This is a genomic window from Halorussus salinisoli, assembly GCA_005239435.1.
GTDB lineage: Archaea > Halobacteriota > Halobacteria > Halobacteriales > Haladaptataceae > Halorussus > Halorussus salinisoli.
Window position 1 is genome coordinate 700772 of the sequence record SZNP01000001.1, and the last position, 18872, is coordinate 719643.

Genomic DNA, 18872 nt, shown 5'->3' on the forward strand with positions numbered 1-18872 from the left:
TAGAGATGGCTGACGAGAGTAGTCTTGGGAAGTCGAAAGTTGGTGAAAACTATGTAATTTCTCCACATTGGTACACGGAGACTAAAATATCTCGGAGGGTTTAAGAAGAACCAACGACCCTTAGGGGAACAATGACTGTCACCGTCGTTATACCAACCTACAACCGACCGGAATATCTCGAAGGAGCCATCGAGACTGCTTTACAGCAGACATACGATGATTTGACCGTGGTCGTCGTTGACGACGGATCGGCGGACCCTTATGCGAGCGAAATCGTCGCGGATTTTCCAGAGCGCGTTACGTGCATCCACCACGAGCAGAATAGAGGGCTTTCCGCAGCACGGAACACAGGGGTTCGGGAGTCCGACGGCGAATACGTGGCGTTTCTAGACGACGACGACCGCTGGCACGAGACGAAACTCGCTCGACAAGTCGGCGCTATCGAAGGGAACGAACAAGCAGGACTGGCAACCTGCTTAGTTGCGTCTATTTCGCCAAGCGGAGAAATCCTCCACTGTGAAAATAGCGCTCCAAGTGGCGATTGCTCGAAAGACATGTTAGTAGGTAATAGGATTGGAACACCATCACGTATTCTCGTCCGGAGAAGCTGTTTCGAGAGTGTTGGCGGATTTGATCAATCATTACCGACGAAACAAGACTGGGATTTCTACCTTCGCACATGTCAAGACTGGCAAGTCGTCGCCGTTGAGGACCCCCTATGTTTCCGAACGGTCCACGAAAGTATGTCTAGTTCGCCTACAGCGACCGAACGGGACAAAAAGGCTATTCTCAATAAACATAAGAATCTAATCCGAGAGAACGGATGTTGGGAGCAGGCACGAGCGAAAGTATTCAAAGAGATTGGACGAAGTTACCTTGGAGCAAGTGATTTCAGTACGGCACGGACGTATCTCTGGAAATCGTTCCAGTTAGTCCCGACAAAGCGGTGTGGAGTTATGCTCTTGCTCTCGTTTACCAACTCAAACATCTTTAATGAAGCTATTAACGTAAAGCGCACTCTATCGTTGAAAGTGAATGATGCTTATGGTGGCGATCTTAATTTAGACGCGGTGCCAGGGCTTCAAAACCGTGGAGATTCATCCGTGATATAGTAGCCCATTGAAATAGCGATTAGTGTTGAACGCATTGACACACCGACGAAGGTGAGACCGTTATTTACTTGGATTATTGCGAATGCTACAAGGAGCATCACATGCAATAAACCATAGTGAGTCGTCGCCTGTCTGGCACTCCCTATCGTTGTCCCTAGAACGAGTAGTAGGTATAGAAAGCCGCCACTGACACCGAAAGCGACAAACATGCGAAGATACGAGTTATGTGGGTTTCCGACGATTTGTGTAACTCCCCTGAAGTTGTATCCCCAGACGTACTGGTCCTTCAGGGCGTGAGCGCTAGCAGTCCAAAGCTCACGACGGCCGTTGAGTGAGAATTCCGTGAGTGCCTCTGGGCCGGGAGCGAGATTAAATAGCATCATTAGGATGAGCGCCAACAGTGAGAGCCCCCCAGTCGTGGCGAGTACGAGTTGCTTGCGGCCCCAAATTGAGTACACTACGAACAGGCCGAGAGCCGCGACCAGCGCCGCCCACCCTGTCCGATAGTTACTGAACAGTAAGCCAGCCACGTTGATTCCGAAGATGAGTTTGGGGAGCGTAGTTTTGTGGATTCGCCACTCGGCCAAGGCGGTGATAACTCCGACGAGCGCGAACGACCCGAGTTGATTCGGGTTGACGAACACGCTCGTCATTGGGGGGAGTTCGGGATACCAATATAGGTCGGCACCCCAGAGCGACAGGTCGATGAATCCAATTCGGAGCGGGAGTCCGATATAGGGTAGAAATCCAAGAAGTACCAGGACCGCACTCAGCCGACTCGCGACGAAACAGAAGTGGCGAAACGAGATGCTTCTAGGGAGGATGAACAGGTTCGCCGTAGTGAATGTGAGTAGCGCCGCGACTCGGACAGTACTGACAACTGATGGGTCAAGTATGGTCCGCAGAGACGCAACTGACGCAAAGAGCAAAAAGAGGAGTACGTAGACCCGCTGTGCGGAAAGTACTGCGTCCGAGAGTACAAGAAAACTCAGGACGATTCCGATGTAGACGACCGCCGTCACGACATACGCGAAGGATGTGGTGAGAAGCGTGTTCTGGAGGATGATCGCAGTGAACAGCCCAAGCGCCAACAGCCAGGAAATAGTAGACCGAACCCCGACAAATTCGTCAGACTGCTGTACTCTCACATTACCTCGGCGGGTACAGATTTATAAAAAGATTCCGTTGTGGGCCGGTCGAATTCTCGCCGACGGCAGCGCATCGGTTCCCGAGAAGACGATCATATCGGCAAATTTTTGAAACAGGTAGCCAAGGTGGGAAAATACATGCCGGAGGTCCTCAGTCTCGTAAATGTCGTTTCTTCGACGTCGATTCCGGTAGAGATTGCTTCTGCGGTCAACGAGTACACGCCGTCGGCGGTCACGATGGGCAACCTGATGCAAGACCCCGAAGTGGACATTGACCCGGATGTCGAATCGATGGACCTTCCTATCGTCTTCTTGGACGGCGGGTCAAATTTCGACGTGCGGGGGTACAAGCGACTGTGGGACCACCTACGAACGAACGAGTACGACGTACTGCACACACACCACAACTTCAGCGGTTCGGTCGCGCGATTACTCGGACGGAGTTTGAATATTCCAGTCGTCAATACCGAACACAACGACCTTACGCACTTCACGACCGCTCAGCGGGCAGCGAATGCGGCAACCTTCGGACTGCCGGCGGTGAACGTCTACAATTCTCAGAGCACGAAAGCGTCGCGGGGACCGATAGAACGACGTCTCTCAACGGCGGACGAGGTCGTCTACAACGGCGTCGATGTCGATCGAATCGACGCCAGCGAGGGCTATCCGCTTCCGCTGGACCTCCCAGACGAAACGCTCGTGACGAACGTCGGTGTGATGACCCCGCAAAAGAATCAATGCGTGATTCTCGAGGCGGTCGCGGAGTTAAAACGGAGAGACGCGTGTGACGACGTTCACTTCGTGCTAGCAGGGTCCGGGCCGCTGGAGGACGAGCTGAGAGCTACTGCAACTCGGTTACAAGTCGATGATATGGTCACGTTCACGGGGTATCTCCCCGAACGGGAACAGGTATATAGCCTGCTCCACGACTCGGATGTCTTCGTCAATCCTTCGGTGTACGAAGGATTTTGCGTCGCGGCCGTGGAGGCAATGGCTTGCGAATTACCTATAATTGCAAGTGATATCGAAGTTCTACGTGAGGTTGTTGGTGAACCTGGTATCTTCGTTCCCCACGATGATACAAAAGTGATAGCAAGCAGTATCGCCGAAACAGTCTCCAGCTTGGGTACAGACGAAACCGAACGACGGCGTAAAAAGGGGCGAAGGAGGGCAGTGAATAAATTCTCGCTGGAGCGAACTGCAACGGCTTACCACGAGCTATACGCTGATCTATCTAGGTAGTATCTACCTCCAGCACCTATTAATTCTCTTTAGCTAAAGAACAACGATTGGCTGGTGCCGAGTGCGACCAGCTGGACTAACTTCGAATAACATGATCCTCTAAGCCGGTGTAACAGACGGAAGTGTGAACGTTTATCCGAAATAGAGAGTTATACAAACCTCGGGTCGAATACTGATATATCTACTGATGAGAAGTGCGATAAACCTCGGACTTGACGGTGCGATGCACACGACCACCGTACCTCGGAAATTTCTACGAAATAGATGGTTTGAAAACAGTTGGAAAGTCACTCCAAGAAACCAACGCTTACGATCGCTAAGGAACCTGAAATAATGCTAGAGAAGATACGTCTTGGCCTTCGATATCCAGAAAAAATAAAACGAAAGGCCCGAATTCAACTAGCGAGACGACTGACCAGTCCTAACTACGAGACAGTCCAGTTCCTGGCTGAAGATTGGGACACGCTGCTTATTCTCGACGCCTGTCGGTACGACCTCTTTGCCGAACACAATCCGTTTGAGGCCACCCCAAAAAAGGTTTACTCGAACGCGAGCCACACACGAGAGTTCCTCGAACAGAACTTCGGATCGTCGGACCTACCGGACACGGTCTACGTGACCGCGTCACCGCAAGTGACTAACTGTGATGCGTCGTTTGCTCACGTCGAACACGTCTGGCGCAATCACTGGAGCGACGAACACAGAACTGTCCTCCCAGAAGCGGTCACTGACGCCGCACTGGCGGCGAACGAGCAATTTCCGAATAAACGGCTAATAGTACACTATATGCAGCCTCACTATCCGTTTATCGGCCCGACTGGAGAAGAAATTGGCCAACACGCGACGTTTACCGGTGGCAAGCCCGGTCGAAAGTACGCTTCCGTCTGGGAACAGCTCGCTGCCAGTCAGATTGACGAGCACACCATCAAACGAGCCTACGCCGAGAATCTCGAACTCGTGTTGCCAAACGTGTGTGATTTAGCCGACTCTCTCACCGGGAAAACAGTCATCACAAGCGATCATGGGAATTTATTCGGAAAGCGAGTCACGGCTCTTCCATTCGAAATATACGGACATCCGAGAGGTGTCCACGATCCTGAACTGACCGCAGTCCCGTGGTTAGAGCTTCCGTACGAGGAACGTCGGACGATTTCTTCGTCCGAGCGTCTCTCCGAGGAGTCATTCGAGAGCGACGAAGTAGATGAGCGACTTCGTGACTTAGGGTACGTCTGAGAAGTCAGCGTCAAATTTCTACTCATCGAATCGAATCGAGCGTCTGGGTCGTCTCCGAGACTGTATTCTCCCACGTGAACTTCTCCTCAACGGTCGTCCGCCCATTCCGCCCAAGCTCTCGCCGCTTTGCCTCGTCCCCAATTAGCTCCCGAAGTTCGCGCTCGAAGGCCGCCACGTCGCCGACGGGCACCGTCTCGCCTGCTTCTTCGACGACTGGCGCAACGTGTTCGAGGTCACTGGTCACGGCCGGGGTCTCGGACGCGAACGCCTCTAAGACGGTCCGTGGGAGACCCTCCGCGCGACTTGGCAGGACCAGAACATCGGCGGACCGATACACCTTCGGCATCTCGTCGTAGGCGACGTGTCCGAGGAAGGTGACGGCCTCGGAGACGCCGAGGTCGGCCACCTGCGCTCGGAGTTCGTCGCGGAGTGCGCCGTCGCCACAGATGTAGAGTTCCGCGTTGGGGTACGCCTTGCGCACGCCCGCGAACACCTCGACCGCGTCTTGCGGGCGCTTGCCCTCGACCAGACGCCCGACGAACAGCACGACTAGTCCTTCAGCCTCGATCAAGTCGCTCTCCGGTCCGTCGGGCGTGAACCGGGTCTGGTCGATGCCGTTCGCTACGACCTCGACGTCCGTACCGACGCCGAACTCACGAACGCGCTCGCGGTCCTCATCGGTGTAGCAGAACACCACGTCTGCGCTGTCGAACGTCCAGCGGCCCAGCGTCCGGAGGTAGGCGTCGAATACCCATTCGGGTGCGTTCTGCGAATAGAGGCCGTGGTTCGTTATCGCCAACGGTGTGTCGCCGATTCGACTCCGGAGCGCAGCGAGGTTGGTCGAGAAGTAGAGGTGCGAGTGAGCGTGGACGACGTCGAAGTCGTCGGCCGTCGCCAAGAACTTCGCCACGCCAGCCGAGATGTCGTTGCCGAGCAGTTCGACCGTCGGCGACCGTCGGACGACCGTGTAGCCGTCGCGCTCCTCTCGTCGCGGCTTCGAGTCGTCGTTCCCAACCGTCAGCACCGTCACGTCGTGACCCATCGCCGCCTGGTCACGACTCATCGCGTGAACGTGGTACGGGCCGCCACCTTTGACGTCGGGATACACCTTCTGTGCGACGCGAAGAATCCGCATTCGGTTCACCCGTCCAACTCCGTCATTAATACTCTACTGATATTCGCACGTCGGGACACGGAATCCAGCCGTCTGCTATCGGTTCTCCGTGACCTCACGAAAGTCGGCCAGCACCTTCCAGATCTGTCGGACGACGATCTTCACGTCGAACCAGAACGACTGCTTCCGGATGTACTCCAAATCGTACCGGAGCTTCGCCTCCGGGTCGGTACTCTTGGCGTCCCGTATCTGCGCCAGTCCGGTCAGGCCGGGCTTGACGAACCACCGCTTGCGCCACGTGTCGGTGCGCTCCTCCAGCAGGGGTTCCTCGTCGGTCCAGACCGCACGCGGACCGACGACGCTCATCTCGCCGGTCAGGATGGCCCAGAGTTGCGGAATCTCGTCTAGATGCGTCCGGCGCAGGACCCGCCCGACCTGCGTGATGCGGTCGTTCTCCTCGTCGTCGGTCGGGACCGCCGACTCGCCCTCCGGCACCATCGTCCGGAACTTGTACACCTCGAACGTCTCGCCGAGTTCGGCGGTGCGCTCTTGACTGTAGAACACCGGTCCCGGACTGTCCAACTTGATGACGGCCGCGATGACCGCGATGAAGGGCGCGAACGCGATCAGGCCGATTGCGGCGAACGTCACGTCGAAGATACGCTTGAACACGTAGTCCTGCCAGTCCCACGGTTCGAGTTCGATGTCCACGATGTCCTCGTTCCCCGCCGCCGTGGCGGTCAGCACGTCGTCTGCGTGGTCGCGGTGGACCTTGGCATCGACGCCATGTTCGTAGCAGGCGTCGAGCGCGCCGAAGAACTCCGCACGGTCGGGGTGGGCGAACGCCAGCACTGCGGTGTCCACGTCGTACTCGACCAACACCTCGTCGAGTCGAGAGAGACCGCCCAGACAGTCGAGGTCGTCGAGCATCACGTCGCCGCTTCCATCGGTGACCGCCGGTGTGGCGACCTGTCGGTCTTGCTCGGAGTAGTAGGGACTCGGCGGTGAGACGTAGCCGACGACCGGTACGTCAGTCGCGTCGAGGACGTCACGTATCTCCTCAGGGTCGTCGCCGACGACGAGGGCCCGCTCCTTCCGGCCGGGCCGGTAGCCGATGGCGACGAACCACGCCGGAAAAGCGACCAGCAGGATCGCGACGGTCAGCGCGAGCGTCGAGCGCGGGAGCGGATACGTATAGTCGAAGTAGCCGACGGTCGCCATCGCGAACCCGGCGACGACGACCCGCTTCTGGGTGAGCAGTATCGTGTCGAGGATGCGCCGCGGACGTGGCTTGAACAGCGGGACGAGACTCCCGGCGACGACAAGTGCGCTCGTCACCGCGGCAATCGCCAAGTCGTCGCCGGTCAGCACGACTGCGGGAAGCCTCCGGAACACCGGCAGAATCGTCGTCAGCCACTGGACTGCGGGGTGGTTGGCGACCAACACGGCCGCGACCGCCCACAGAAGCGTGCCGACGACGCTCATGACGCGATACCGATATCCCGAAGCCATCACGCTATCCCGCTCAGTCAGTTAGCTTAAAAGCTGTGGAGTGACGTTTCGGTGTCAATATTTGACAGCTTACGAGTTCCGGACGAGCGGTTCGTACCAGTCGCGGTTCTCCTGATACCACTCGGTGAACTGCTCGACGCCCTCCCGGATGGTCGTCGTCGGTTCGTAGCCGATCAACTCCTTCGCCTTCGAGATGTCGGCGTGAGTGTGTTCGGCGTCGGCGTCGTTGCGCTCGCCGAATTCGAGTTCGAGGTCGGGTGCGAGTTGGTCCCGTATCTCCTCGGCGAGCGTCTGAATCTCGATGTTGTCCGTGCTTCCGACGTTCATCGCTTCGCCGTCCGCGGCGTCGGTCCCCAGTAGCGCGGCGTTCGCTCGCACCACGTCGCCGACGTAGGTGAAGTCGCGGGTCTGAGTTCCGTCGCCGTAGATGACCGGCGATTCGCCGTTCAGACACCGCGAGACGAAGTTCGAGATGGCCATGTTCGGCCGCATTCGCGGGCCGTAGACGGTGAAGTACCGGAGCGCGACGGTCGGTAGACCGTACACTTCGTTGTAGACGCGGGTGTACTGCTCCTGGGCCACCTTCGACGCGCCGTAGGGGCTGACTGGCGTGTTCGGATGCTCCTCGTCGTAGGGCAGATACTCGGGCTTGCCGTACACCGACGAGGAACTCGCAACGACCACGCGCTCGGTGTCCGAATCACGGGCCGCTTCCAATACGTTGAGCGTGCCAGAGACGTTGATGTCGTCGACCTTCTGAGGCTGTTCGACGCTGGTCCGGACGCCCGCCTGAGCGGCCTGATGGAAGATGACGTCGGCCTCGGCGACGTATTCGCCCACCAGGTCCTCGTCGCGCACGTCGCCGTGGACCAGTTCGTAGCTTCCGTCGCTCTCGGTGGCCGCGTCCCGGGCCGCTTCGACGTTGTGTTCTTTGATGCCGACGTCGTAGAACGGTTCGAAGTTGTCGAGCGCAACGACGTCGTGGCCGTCGCGTGCGAACGCTTCGGCGAGGTGGCCGCCGATGAACCCCGCACCTCCGGTGACGAGTATTCGCATTACCTACCTCCCCAAACGCAATTAGCAAAAATCCACCGAGTCGAGACGCGAGTTCAGACGGCTGACGCTTTGATCGAAAATAGCGGGACGTTCAGTCGCTCGAGACTTCGGTCGAACCGGAGTCGGTTTCGGATTCGAGTTCGACCTCTTCGCCGCGAAGCAGACGCTCGGCCTTCTCGCGGTCCTCGGGGTAGCCGACGTCGACGCGCCAGCCGTCCATCCGAATCGCGTCGATGGTTCGGCCGCTCTGGATGAGGAGGTCTACGGCCTCACTAATCTCGTACTCGCCGCGGTTCGAGGGCTGGACGAGGTGGCAGGCGTGGAAGATGGCCGGCGTGAAGGTGTAGAAGCCGGTCATCACGAGATTGGAAGGCGGATTTTCGGGTTTCTCAACTACGTCGGTAATCTCGCCGTAGTCGTTGGTGTCACAGACCCCGTACCGGCCAGCCTCTTCGTACGGAACCTCCTCTGTAAGGAACGCAGCATCTGCGCGATCCTCCTGCTGGCGCTTGACCACGTCGCCGAGGTTGGCGTCGAAGATGTTGTCGCCTAAGATGAGCATGAAGTCGTCGTCGATGTGCTCCTCGACGGTCAGTAGGGCGTGAGCCAGCCCTTTCTGCTCGCGCTGGTGAGAGTACGTGATGGGGATCCCGTCGAACTCGTCACCGTAGTGGTCGATTATGTCCTGCTTTCGATAGCCGACCACCACGACGAATTCGTCGGCACCTAACTCGGCCAACTGCTCGAGGCAGTGGGTCAGGATAGGTTTTCCGTCTACTTCGACCATCCCTTTGGGCTTGTCCTCGGTCAGCGGCCGTAAGCGGGTTCCTTCTCCAGCAGCGAGTACAACAGCTTTCATGTTCATCGGAACTTCGCTGGAGTGGTAAATATTTTTAGACTCGGCATGGTCACACACCCCAGAGAATGGTTACTGAATTGTGACTGGCCGTACGGAACCCATAGCCCGTGGTGTTCCGTTAATGGAGGTCAAGACAACGTGTTTGCTTAGGACAACTGACCTTGGGGAGTCACACACCCCTCGTAACGAGTGAAAGTATCTGCTGGGTCTCTCAAGAGACACACCCCACAACGAGTGTAGTGGCGGAAACAAGGATGGCATGTTCCACTAAACAGCCAGACAACGAGTTGAGTGTAGTGGGACTCCGACGGACACACCGGATACTGAGTGAATGCTACCTACTCCTTTCCGGTTAAGGCCTGAGTGACGACTTGTGGATCTCCGAGAAGTCGATGTTCGTCGGTTTCTCACTTCGATTCTGTTCACGCCAGCACGCCCCATTGGTCGTATTCAAGAAGCGATTCGAGAAGGTCAGAAGCAGATAGAAGCGTCGTCATCTCGTATTCGGTTGATTATCATCAGATACCACCTGCCGATTGAATTGTATCGTCACGAATAGAATACGGATACTTGAGATTCCACTGTCGATATCGACCCATTCTAACGCGGATACTCTCTGGACAAACCTACAGCCAAATTGAACGAGTCTCGACAGCTGAGGGGCTACAATAGACGTGCTAGTGAGAGCAGAATTCGTCTACACCTCGTGAATCAGCCGAAAGAACGACTCTTGTGGAGAGGTGTACTCTCTCGCCCGGGTTTTCAATCGGACTCACTTAGATAGGAGACCATCGGGATCGAAATCGTTCTAGAGAGGCGATGAAATAAGAATATAGGACCATACCCATTTCGAACCCAAACAGCGCAACCCCAGAATTCGACAGAGAAAACAGGGTGTATCCAGCAATTCCGTTCTCACAATACGAGAGATATCTACAGTAGCGCATCATGGCGATGACGACCTACTCCAGGTTCTCGCCACACAGAGGCCTTCTAGACGCAATCTCGCACTCAGCAAAGACCGTAGAACTCTCGCGAATCTAACTCAGTGAAACTCTCGAATTCGACATAGAAACCGGGAATGTACCGTCAAATTCTGTTTCTGCTACCCTCCCACAGAACAGGGGGCGTCTCGTACCGAACCATCGAACTGACCAAAAACTCCGAATCAGTACGTATACCGCGTCTCTCCAGAGAAATAGACAACACCCCGGAGTTGTTCGATAGTTCCAGAAATCCAATGAGGACGGGATGCGAGAACAGCAGTCTACACCCCTTAACACAGCGTCTCTTTCGGAAATTAGCCGATTTGTAAACTACCGTCGTATAGTTTGTGCTGAAAGTGAGATGAAGAAGAGCAAGTATAGAGAGGTGTAGAGGGGCAGTTAGAAAGTCACCCGTAGTGTGGCTCTCGACTGTTGGTTGGATTGAATCACCTCCGATCTATACAGAGGTTGGGCTTCGCAGAAAGTAGAGAATAAATCGTCAAAGTGTGCACTAACTTCCCAAAGGACTCCGAGTTGACGTGAAGGTGGAACGTTGAGATATCTGTGTCTCCACAGCTTGGATGGAGGGGGTTCAAAAGTAGTCGTGGCGTCGACTACACGGTAGCTTCTGTCGTCAAGACCCAAAGTCTCAAGGAAAATCCTAGAGACCTATTCGGTAATGAACGTCAGCATCGTCGGGAGCGGCTACGTCGGGACGACCGTCGCAGCCTGTCTCGCCGACTACGACCACAATGTGACGAACGTGGACATTGACGAGCGCATCGTTGCGGCCATCGAATCCGGCGAGGCACCAATCCACGAACCGGGACTCGACGACCTCGTCGCCGAGTACGGCGGCGAGCGCCTGCGCGCGACGACCGACTACGCCGCGGTCCGCGAGACGGACGTAACGTTCCTCGCACTGCCGACGCCCACCGACGAGGACGGCCGCATCGACCTCGAAGTGCTCGAAGCGGGCGTGCGGTCGCTCGGCGAGACGCTCGCGTCGAAGGACGACCCGCATCTCGTCGTCGTCAAATCCACTGTCGTTCCGGGCACCACCGAGGAGACAGTCGCCTCGATTCTGGCCGAAGAGTCCGGAAAGACGCTCGACAAAGACCTCCACGTGGCGACGAACCCCGAGTTCCTGCGCGAGGGAAGCGCGGTCGCCGACTTCCGCGACCCCGACAAGGTCGTCTTCGGGACCCGAACTGACCTCGCCCGCGAGCGACTCCGAGCGGTCTTCGACCCACTGCTCGCCGACTCCGAGGCCGAACTGGTCGAGACCGGGATTCGAGAAGCAGAGATGATGAAGTACGCCAACAATGCTTTCCTCGCGTCGAAGGTAAGCCTCGTCAACGAACTCGGAAACATCTGCAAGGAGTACGGCGTCGACGCCTACGAGGTTGCCGACGCGCTGGGACTGGACGACCGCATCGGCGAGCGATTCCTCCGGTCGGGAGTCGGCTGGGGCGGCAGTTGCTTCCCGAAGGACGTGGCCGCCCTCATCGCCGCCGCCCGCGACGCCGAGTACGAACCGACCCTGCTGGAAGCGGCCGTCGAGGTCAACGACGAACAGCCCGAGCGACTCCTCGACCTGCTCGAACGCCATCTGGACCCGGCCGGAAAGCGCGTCGCGGTCCTCGGCCTCGCGTTCAAGCCCGGTACCGACGACGTTCGAAACTCTCGCGCCATCCCGGTCGTCGAGGGACTGCGCGAGCGCGGCGCGGAAGTCGTAGCCTACGACCCGGTCGCGACCGAGAACATGCGCGAGCGCTTCCCCGAAATCGAGTACGCGGCGTCTGCGGATGACGCACTCGACGGCGCTCACGGGGCCGTCGTCGTCACCGACTGGGACGAGTTCGCGGCGCTCGACTCGGCGTTCGACGCGATGGCCGACCCGGTCGTCGTGGACGGCCGGAGAATCGTGGAGCGACGCGACGGCATCACCTACGAAGGACTGACGTGGTGAACTGACGACGGACTGTCGTGGTGATGCGGCAAAGGGTTGGAGTAATGCGAAGGAGAGCGAGAGTAATTACGCGCCGACGCTGACGTTGCCGCCGTTCTGCACCGCGCTCTCGGTTACGTCCACCGTCTGGTTGCCGACTGAGTACGTGCCCGGATACGAGACCGTCACGGAGAACTCGCCGTCGGGTCCGGTCTCGGCGACTCGGCGGTAGACGAATTTCTTTCCGTCGACTTCGACGGAGTTCGAGACGGTGACCGTCGCGTTAACCGACGCCGTTCCCGTGATGTTCGCACCGGGAACCACCGCGAAGGCCTTTACCGACCCGCCGTCGCTGATATGCATCATCTGGTAGTGGCCCGCGCCGGTCGCTCCCCTCGGCCCGGCACTTCCGAACCGCTGGTGGAGTCGGGCGTAGTTGGAGTCTTTCGGGACCTCCTGTACGTCGAGGTTCTTCGTGACGACGAATCCGACTCTATCCCCAAGCTTCTGGTACTGTGCGTCGGGGTCTTTCGACGCGAGGAAGGATTCGTAGTGGCTCTCGGCGAATCCGTACGACCGCGACTCCCCGTTTACGAAGTAGTTGTACATCCGGTTTCGGCCCCACTTGCTCAGTACGTAGTTCTGGGGGTACTCCCAGCCGCGCTCGTCGGCGTAGCCGTCCATCTCCGTCGCCGCCTCGAACTTCTCGTCGACTATCTTCACCTGTTGGTGCCGGACCGCGGTCTGGACCGCGCCCGCGCTGCCGACAACCAGGAAGAGGAGGGCGACGGCCGTAATCGTGGCTCTGTCGGGGAGTCCAAGCGACGTCGGTTCGGTCTCGTCGCGTGGATTCTCGCCAGCGAACGACAGTGGCGAAAGCACGTCGAGTTTCGTGGCGAAGGCGACGAACCCGTAGCCGGCCAGTATCGCCGCGAAGGGCGCGAACTCGCCGACGAACCGCCGCTGGAACGTCGCTAGCGCGAGGAAGTACCAGCCGTACGTGCAGAGGACGAGCCACGGAACGTGGTTACGCCGGTACGCGCGCACGCTAGCCAGCCCGAGTATCGGGAGAGCGAGTATCCACGCGAAGCCGAGTTCGAGTATCGGCCCGAGGAAGAAACCGGTAGGGCCGCCGGCGAATATCGACTGAGTTTCGGCCGGTCCGGACTTGAATAGGAGGAAGTCGAGCCGCTGGAACAACCGATTCGCGTACGTCGGCAGGACGACCGGCAGGAGAGCCAGCCCGCTCAGTCCCCCGGCGACCTCGGCGGTGCCGAGGACGAACGGTGGCATCTCGGCTCGGCGAACCGCTTCACCGGCGAGCGACACGCCGAGCACGCCGACCAACAACAGCGCCGGCGAGTACGCCACTACGTCAGTGTGCCACCCGAAGCTGGTGTGCGCGAGATGCGAGAGCACCGATGCGAGCGCCAACCCGGCGAGTATCGGTGTGCTCGCCACGAGCGGCGACCGGTCGGCCCGCACGTCCGCGACGGCTCGAACCGCGATGTAGACGCCGAGTGCACCGATGAGAAGCGGTCCGGCCTCCCACGCCATCACCTGTCCGGCCACCGCGACGCCCAACGCGCCCGACGCGAGCCACGGCCGAATCTCCGTGAGGCTCTCGCGGTCTACGTCGGCCAGCCAGACCAACGAGAGTGCGGTCAGCGCCAGCCACGGGTAGTCGAACGCGTGGTGGTCGGCGAAGCCGAGACCGGTCCGGTAGGCGAACGCCGGAATCACTGCGAGAATCCCGACCGATGCCAACGCGACTCGGCGGTCGTCGGTCACCCGAACTGCCAGCGCGTAGACGAGCGCCGCGACGACGAGCGCCGAGACGACGGGATACCACGCCAGTACCAGTCCCGCAGCGTCTGCGCCGAGCAGGTTGGTCAGCCACCACAGCGTCCCGACCATCAGCGGTTCGCCCTTCGCCACAGCACCGGGCAGCCCCGAGAGGACGCTGAAGTCGAAGACACCGGTGGCCTCAACGGTGAGTTGCTCGACCCAGTAGCGGTAGTAGTAGGGGTCGTTCGAGGGGAGAACGACGTACTCGCCGCGGAACACGTTCGGGTAGACGTACGTCCGCATCAAGAGGACGAACGCCAGTGCGCCGCCGAGCGCACCTGCTTCCACGGTGGACACTGATGGGAGCGACAGCGACGGGAGTATCGGTCCGTCCGTCACGGACGACCTCGTGTCCGACGCAGCATCGCCGTCCAGACTCGCCTGGACGGCCTGCGGATCGGCGACTTCGTACCCATCGCCGTCCTTGGTGACGATGTCGCGAGAGACCAACTCGCCGAAGGTCCCCGAGTCGAGGGGTACGTCGTCGAAGCTCCATCCGTCGGCGTCGTCGTCTACCGCGAGGAGTTCGCGGAGGTCCGATTCGAGGCCGGGTCGCTCCGCGAGGAGGTCGTCGGTCGCCTCGCGTACGTCAGTCATGGTGGCTGAATTACGTGACTGGTTTATAAACCCTGCGACACTTGCCGGCGAAGTCCGGTCGCGCCCTCCGTGGATGTTGTCGTTATTCGACGAACTCCGGCAGTACTTCGGTTACCGAATCACGATTTCTGTATCGAAACAGGACGATTAATCTGGGGTATCGACGCCACCTTCGAGTTCAGGTCGACTGATCGAGTACCGCATCGCGTGCTTCGTCGGGCAGATTCGCTGTAATCGTCTGGGCCGATTCGAATTCCTGCATCACGAACCGCGAGGACGTTTCGTTTACCCCTTCGATGGCGACCATCTGGTCGATGAGGTCGTTCAGTTGGTCGCGGCTCTGGACGCGACTGATCACGACGAAATCGACGTCGCCCATCGTGTAATACACCTGTTCGACCCCGTCGAGCGCGGTCAGTTCTTCACCGATGTCGTCGGAGTACCCGCTCTCGTGTGTCACGGACACGTTAGTTATCGAAACCATCTCGAGCCCGAATACGAGCGGGTCGACGTCCGCGGTGATACCTCGAATGGCTCCGCTGTCTTTGAGCTTGTTCAACCGATAATGGACGGCTGATTTCGAGAGGTCGAGTTCTTCGGCGAGCGTATCGAGGCTCACGTCGAAGTCCCGTTCGACTCGCTCTAAGATAGCAAGATCGGTCTCGTCGAGGTCAGTGTCGGAGCGAAGTGCGTCGGTCATAGTTCGTAATTATCGGCGCGCTCTTGTGAAGAACGCGGTATCTGTTTAGTCTATCCCACATCGTGGGTATCTTTGTGTCGTTTCCCACGGCCGGGCAAGACCGCCTCTGTTCGCTGAAAGAGGGCGGTTACGTTTCCATCGCGGCATCGGAGACTTCGAGACCGGCGTCGACCGCCTCGATCGCTTCGTCGATCTCGTCCTCGGTGATCGTCAACGGCGGTGCGACGATCAGCGTATTGATCATATTCGCCACGTACGCCCCGTGATCGGCTGCCGTCGACGAGACTTCGTCGACGACTGTCGTCCCCTGGCTGACTTTGTCTTCACGTTCACCGAACGGCACGCGCTTCTCGGGGTGCTTGGTGAGTTCGATTCCGCGGAAGAGACCGACGCCGCGTGTGTCACCCACACTCGGGTGTTTCGCCGCGAGTTCGTCGATCTGTTCGCCGAGGTACTCACCGACGTCGCTCGCGCGCTCAATGAGGTTCTCCTCCCGATACGTCTCGATCGTCGCAAGTCCGGCGGCGACCGCAACCGGGTGCCCTGCGTACGTGTGGCCGTGGCAGAGCATGTTCTCGTCGAAGTGGTCGGCGATTTCGGATGTGACGATCGTGGCGCCGAGCGGTTGGTACGCACCGGTGAGCCCTTTCGCCATCGTTATGATGTCCGGTTCGACGTCGAACACGTCGCAGCCGAACCATTCGCCGGTCCGGCCGAATCCAGCCATCACCTCGTCGCAGATCAGCAGCGCACCGTGGTCGTGCGCGATCTCCTTCAGTCGCGGCAGATACTCGTCCGGCGGTACCAGAATCCCGTTCGATCCAACGATCGGTTCGACGAGTACTGCGGCGACCGTGTCACCTTCGAGTTCGAGCATCTCGTCGATGTACTCGAGGCTCTCCATCGGGTCGAGCGTCGAACCGTACGCGTACGGATCAGGTGCCTTGATCGTCCCGGGAATCCCGGGCTCGGCCTCCAGTCGGCGTGGATCACCCGTGACACTAATCGAACCGTAGGTAGCGCCGTGGTACGAGCGGTACCGCGAGATGATCTTTTGCTTACCGGTGTAGAAGCGTGCGATCTTGATTGCCGCCTCGACGGCTTCCGTCCCGCTGGTCGAGAAGAACGTCTTCGAGAGGTCGCCTGGAGTGACGGCTGCGAGTTCCTCCCCGAGTTTCGCGCGCGCTTCCGTGGTGTAGTTCGGCGCGACGTAGCCCGCTTCGCGTACCTGTTCGGCGACTGCGTCTTCGACTTTCTCGGCGGAGTGGCCGAGGTTCGAGCACATGAGCTGACTCGAGAAGTCGATGTACTCGTTGCCGTCGGCGTCCGCGAACCGGACGCCGTCTGCGTCGGTCACTTGGGTCGGGCTGACTTCGTTCTGGAACGACCACGTCCCGAACACGTACTCTTTGTCGGTCTGCTCGGTTTCGTTGAGGCCTTCGTCAGTCGGGGATTCTTGCTGTGACATCGGCGTGTGTCACCTATTAGCTTGTGATTGATTAATCTTTACCCTTTATCGAAATTCGTAGGATATTGTTCTCCGAACTGTAGTATACCGGGTACACTGTTTCTTATATCCCATTGCTATTAGGATGATGTAGGAAAAGCTTATTGCGCGAGAGCTAGAGAGTCAAATGACGAATGACCGTAGATGGTACTCCACCCAGAGGCGACGTACAGAACTACATCGACGGTGACTGGCGAGACCCGTCGAGCGACCAGGGCCAAGACGTCATCAACCCGGCGACCGGCGAGACGCTCACGTACGTCGGGTTCAGCTCCGAGGCCGATGTCGACGCGGCGGTCGAGGCCGGTCAGGCGGCGTTCGAAGACTGGAGTGCAACGCCGGTCGAGGAGCGCATCCAACCGCTATTCGAATTCAAGCGGCTACTCGAAGAGCATCAGGACGAGCTCGCAGAAATCCTCGTCCAAGAGCACGGGAAGACGTTTGCCGAAGCCATGGGTGAACTACGGCGCGGCATCGAGAACGTCGAGGTCGCGTGCGGTATCCCGTCGATGATGCAGTCGGGCCATCTTCCGAACGCCGCCCCTGATATCGACGAGACCGCTGTCCGGAAGCCACTCGGCGTGTTTACGGCGATCACGCCGTTCAACTTCCCGGGGATGATTCCGCTGTGGTTCCTCCCGTACGCGGTCGCGACCGGAAACGCGTTCGTCCTGAAGCCGAGCGAGCAGGACCCGATAGTCGCCCAGCATCTATTCGAACTCCTCGACGAGACGGACTTCCCGGACGGAGTCGTCCAACTCGTCCACGGGAGTGTCGACTCGGTAAACACGCTGCTCGACCACGATGGAATCGAAGGCGCGTCGTTCGTTGGCAGCACACCCGTCGCAAAGACCGTGTACGAGCGCGGTGCCGGGAACGGCAAGCGCGTCCAGGCGCAGGGCGGTGCAAAGAATCACGTCATCGTCACGGAGACCGCTAATCTGGACTTCGCTGCGAAGAAGACCGTGTCGTCGGCGTGTGCGTGTGGTGGTGAGCGCTGCCTTGCAAACGACGTCGCCGTCGTCGAGGAATCCGTCTACGACGAGTTCGTCGACCGTGTCGTGGAAGAAGCGAAGGCCCAGCAGGTCGGCTACGGGCTCGACGACGGCACCGACATTGGCGCTCTCATCACACCGGAACACGAAGCACGGGTGCGCGACCTGATCGCAACCGGCGTCGACGAGGGCGCTGAACTCCTGCTCGACGGCCGTGACGTCGACGTCGAGAGCTACGACGGCAACTTCCTCGCGCCGACCGTGTTCGGCGATATCGATCCGGAGATGACGCTCGCCCAGGAGGAGATCTTTGGTCCGGTCCTCGGCTTGATGTCGGTCGGCGACGTCGACGAAGCGATTGACGTCCTGAACCGCAGCGACTTCGGGAACGCCGCGAGTCTGTTCACTGGGAGTGGCGCTGATGCCAGGAAGGTTCGTCACGAGGCAGATGTCGGTAATCTCGGTGTGAACGCAGGGACCGCAGCTCCGATGCCGTTCTTCCACTTCGGCGGCCGCAAGGACTCGTTCTTCGGCGACCTTCACGCACAGGGCGAAGACATGATCCACTTCTACACGGACAAGACCGTCTATATCGAACGCTGGCCGGACGCCTAACGTCTCTTCTCTCGCCTTTGCTCTCGACTAACTGCGTACCGTCGGTGCCAATCGCTGAAGTTGTGGATGAGTCGAGGAAGGACGAGCGTGGGCTTCTCCCGTCTCGACCGACGTCTGTCAGGCGCCGACACCGATAGTTGATGAATTTTGTTCGAGAGTTCCGGGATACGTTAGGATATAGTAAGAAGAATCACACGCTCCCCAATATTTATTACAGACTCAGTGTGATGTGTGAACGCATATGACAATGTTAGGGATGCCGACGTCAATGTTCCTCGTGTTCGCCGCGACGCTGCTGGCGGGAAGCATCGCAGCCATCCACTACACGGTCGTCCACGTTCTCCTCGGGAGGCCGGTCGAGGAAAGCACACCCAGTCAGGCCGTGGGAGGAAAGTAG

Annotated in this window: 14 protein-coding genes; 6 read left to right on the plus strand and 8 right to left on the minus strand. The window is 58.8% G+C overall.

What is annotated here, in order from left to right; genetic code table 11:
* Positions 1-131 precede the first annotated feature (131 nt).
* A complete protein-coding gene (locus tag E2484_RS07915) occupies positions 132-1112 on the plus strand; it encodes a glycosyltransferase family 2 protein (RefSeq protein WP_137284657.1) in 981 nt (326 codons plus the stop codon).
* Here the strand turns inward: E2484_RS07915 and E2484_RS07920 are convergent.
* Positions 1082-2260, minus strand: coding sequence for an O-antigen ligase family protein (locus E2484_RS07920; RefSeq protein ID WP_137284658.1), 1179 nt, complete (start codon positions 2258-2260; stop codon positions 1082-1084). The genes E2484_RS07915 and E2484_RS07920 overlap by 31 nt on opposite strands.
* Positions 2261-2398: 138 nt before the next feature.
* Between E2484_RS07920 and E2484_RS07925 the strand changes: the two genes are divergently transcribed.
* Together E2484_RS07925 and E2484_RS07930 are read left to right on the plus strand one after the other, a co-directional pair.
* On the plus strand, positions 2399-3502 hold the full coding sequence (locus E2484_RS07925; RefSeq protein ID WP_137284659.1) for a glycosyltransferase family 4 protein: 1104 nt from the start codon (positions 2399-2401) through the stop codon (positions 3500-3502).
* Between the two features lie 333 nt (positions 3503-3835).
* On the plus strand, positions 3836-4735 hold the full coding sequence (locus E2484_RS07930) for a hypothetical protein (protein ID WP_137284660.1): 900 nt from the start codon (positions 3836-3838) through the stop codon (positions 4733-4735).
* Between the two features lie 22 nt (positions 4736-4757).
* Here the strand turns inward: E2484_RS07930 and E2484_RS07935 are convergent, their stop codons facing one another.
* The 4 genes from E2484_RS07935 to aglF form a co-directional block, all read right to left on the minus strand.
* Positions 4758-5870, minus strand: a complete 1113-nt coding sequence (locus E2484_RS07935) for a glycosyltransferase family 4 protein (RefSeq protein WP_137284661.1) — start codon at positions 5868-5870, stop codon at positions 4758-4760.
* Between the two features lie 75 nt (positions 5871-5945).
* Positions 5946-7361, minus strand: coding sequence for a sugar transferase (locus tag E2484_RS07940; protein WP_137284662.1), 1416 nt, complete (start codon positions 7359-7361; stop codon positions 5946-5948).
* Positions 7362-7430: 69 nt separating this feature from the next.
* Entirely contained in the window at positions 7431-8417 is a 987-nt protein-coding gene (locus E2484_RS07945) for an SDR family NAD(P)-dependent oxidoreductase (RefSeq protein ID WP_137284663.1), read from the minus strand.
* Between the two features lie 91 nt (positions 8418-8508).
* The gene (aglF, locus tag E2484_RS07950) at positions 8509-9276 is read right to left on the minus strand and encodes a UTP--glucose-1-phosphate uridylyltransferase AglF (protein ID WP_137284664.1); all 768 of its coding nucleotides are present in this window, start codon (positions 9274-9276) and stop codon (positions 8509-8511) included.
* Between the two features lie 1665 nt (positions 9277-10941).
* Between aglF and aglM the strand changes: the two genes are divergently transcribed.
* Entirely contained in the window at positions 10942-12234 is a 1293-nt protein-coding gene (gene aglM / locus E2484_RS07955; RefSeq protein WP_137284665.1) for a UDP-glucose 6-dehydrogenase AglM, read from the plus strand.
* A gap of 66 nt (positions 12235-12300) precedes the next feature.
* On the opposite strand, the gene E2484_RS07960 is transcribed toward aglM, so the two are convergent.
* The 3 genes from E2484_RS07960 to E2484_RS07970 form a co-directional block, all read right to left on the minus strand.
* Positions 12301-14658, minus strand: a complete 2358-nt coding sequence (locus tag E2484_RS07960) for an STT3 domain-containing protein (RefSeq protein ID WP_137284666.1) — start codon at positions 14656-14658, stop codon at positions 12301-12303.
* Positions 14659-14836: 178 nt separating this feature from the next.
* On the minus strand, positions 14837-15358 hold the full coding sequence (locus E2484_RS07965; protein WP_137284667.1) for an Lrp/AsnC family transcriptional regulator: 522 nt from the start codon (positions 15356-15358) through the stop codon (positions 14837-14839).
* Between the two features lie 127 nt (positions 15359-15485).
* Positions 15486-16826 carry an aminotransferase family protein gene (locus tag E2484_RS07970; RefSeq protein WP_137284668.1) on the minus strand — a complete coding sequence of 447 codons (1341 nt, stop codon included), beginning with the start codon at positions 16824-16826 and terminating at the stop codon, positions 15486-15488.
* A gap of 173 nt (positions 16827-16999) precedes the next feature.
* On the opposite strand from E2484_RS07970, the gene E2484_RS07975 reads away from it, so the two are divergent.
* Positions 17000-18475, plus strand: a complete 1476-nt coding sequence (locus tag E2484_RS07975; RefSeq protein ID WP_137284669.1) for a CoA-acylating methylmalonate-semialdehyde dehydrogenase — start codon at positions 17000-17002, stop codon at positions 18473-18475.
* A gap of 241 nt (positions 18476-18716) precedes the next feature.
* The gene (locus E2484_RS24835) at positions 18717-18872 is read left to right on the plus strand and encodes a hypothetical protein (protein WP_170977241.1); all 156 of its coding nucleotides are present in this window, start codon (positions 18717-18719) and stop codon (positions 18870-18872) included.

Excerpts from the sequence above, each read along its gene's own strand:
- E2484_RS07925 (WP_137284659.1), top strand. The coding sequence starts at position 2,399 with ATGCCGGAGGTCCTCAGTCTCGTAAATGTCGTTTCTTCGACGTCGATT.
- aglF (WP_137284664.1), bottom strand. The coding sequence starts at position 9,276 with ATGAAAGCTGTTGTACTCGCTGCTGGAGAAGGAACCCGCTTACGGCCG.
- E2484_RS07965 (WP_137284667.1), bottom strand. The coding sequence starts at position 15,358 with ATGACCGACGCACTTCGCTCCGACACTGACCTCGACGAGACCGATCTT.
- E2484_RS07975 (WP_137284669.1), top strand. The coding sequence starts at position 17,000 with ATGACCGTAGATGGTACTCCACCCAGAGGCGACGTACAGAACTACATC.
- E2484_RS07940 (WP_137284662.1), bottom strand. The coding sequence starts at position 7,361 with ATGGCTTCGGGATATCGGTATCGCGTCATGAGCGTCGTCGGCACGCTT.
- E2484_RS07935 (WP_137284661.1), bottom strand. The coding sequence starts at position 5,870 with ATGCGGATTCTTCGCGTCGCACAGAAGGTGTATCCCGACGTCAAAGGT.
- aglM (WP_137284665.1), top strand. The coding sequence starts at position 10,942 with ATGAACGTCAGCATCGTCGGGAGCGGCTACGTCGGGACGACCGTCGCA.
- E2484_RS07915 (WP_137284657.1), top strand. The coding sequence starts at position 132 with ATGACTGTCACCGTCGTTATACCAACCTACAACCGACCGGAATATCTC.
- E2484_RS07970 (WP_137284668.1), bottom strand. The coding sequence starts at position 16,826 with ATGTCACAGCAAGAATCCCCGACTGACGAAGGCCTCAACGAAACCGAG.
- E2484_RS07945 (WP_137284663.1), bottom strand. The coding sequence starts at position 8,417 with ATGCGAATACTCGTCACCGGAGGTGCGGGGTTCATCGGCGGCCACCTC.
- E2484_RS07930 (WP_137284660.1), top strand. The coding sequence starts at position 3,836 with ATGCTAGAGAAGATACGTCTTGGCCTTCGATATCCAGAAAAAATAAAA.
- E2484_RS24835 (WP_170977241.1), top strand. The coding sequence starts at position 18,717 with ATGACAATGTTAGGGATGCCGACGTCAATGTTCCTCGTGTTCGCCGCG.
- E2484_RS07960 (WP_137284666.1), bottom strand. The coding sequence starts at position 14,658 with ATGACTGACGTACGCGAGGCGACCGACGACCTCCTCGCGGAGCGACCC.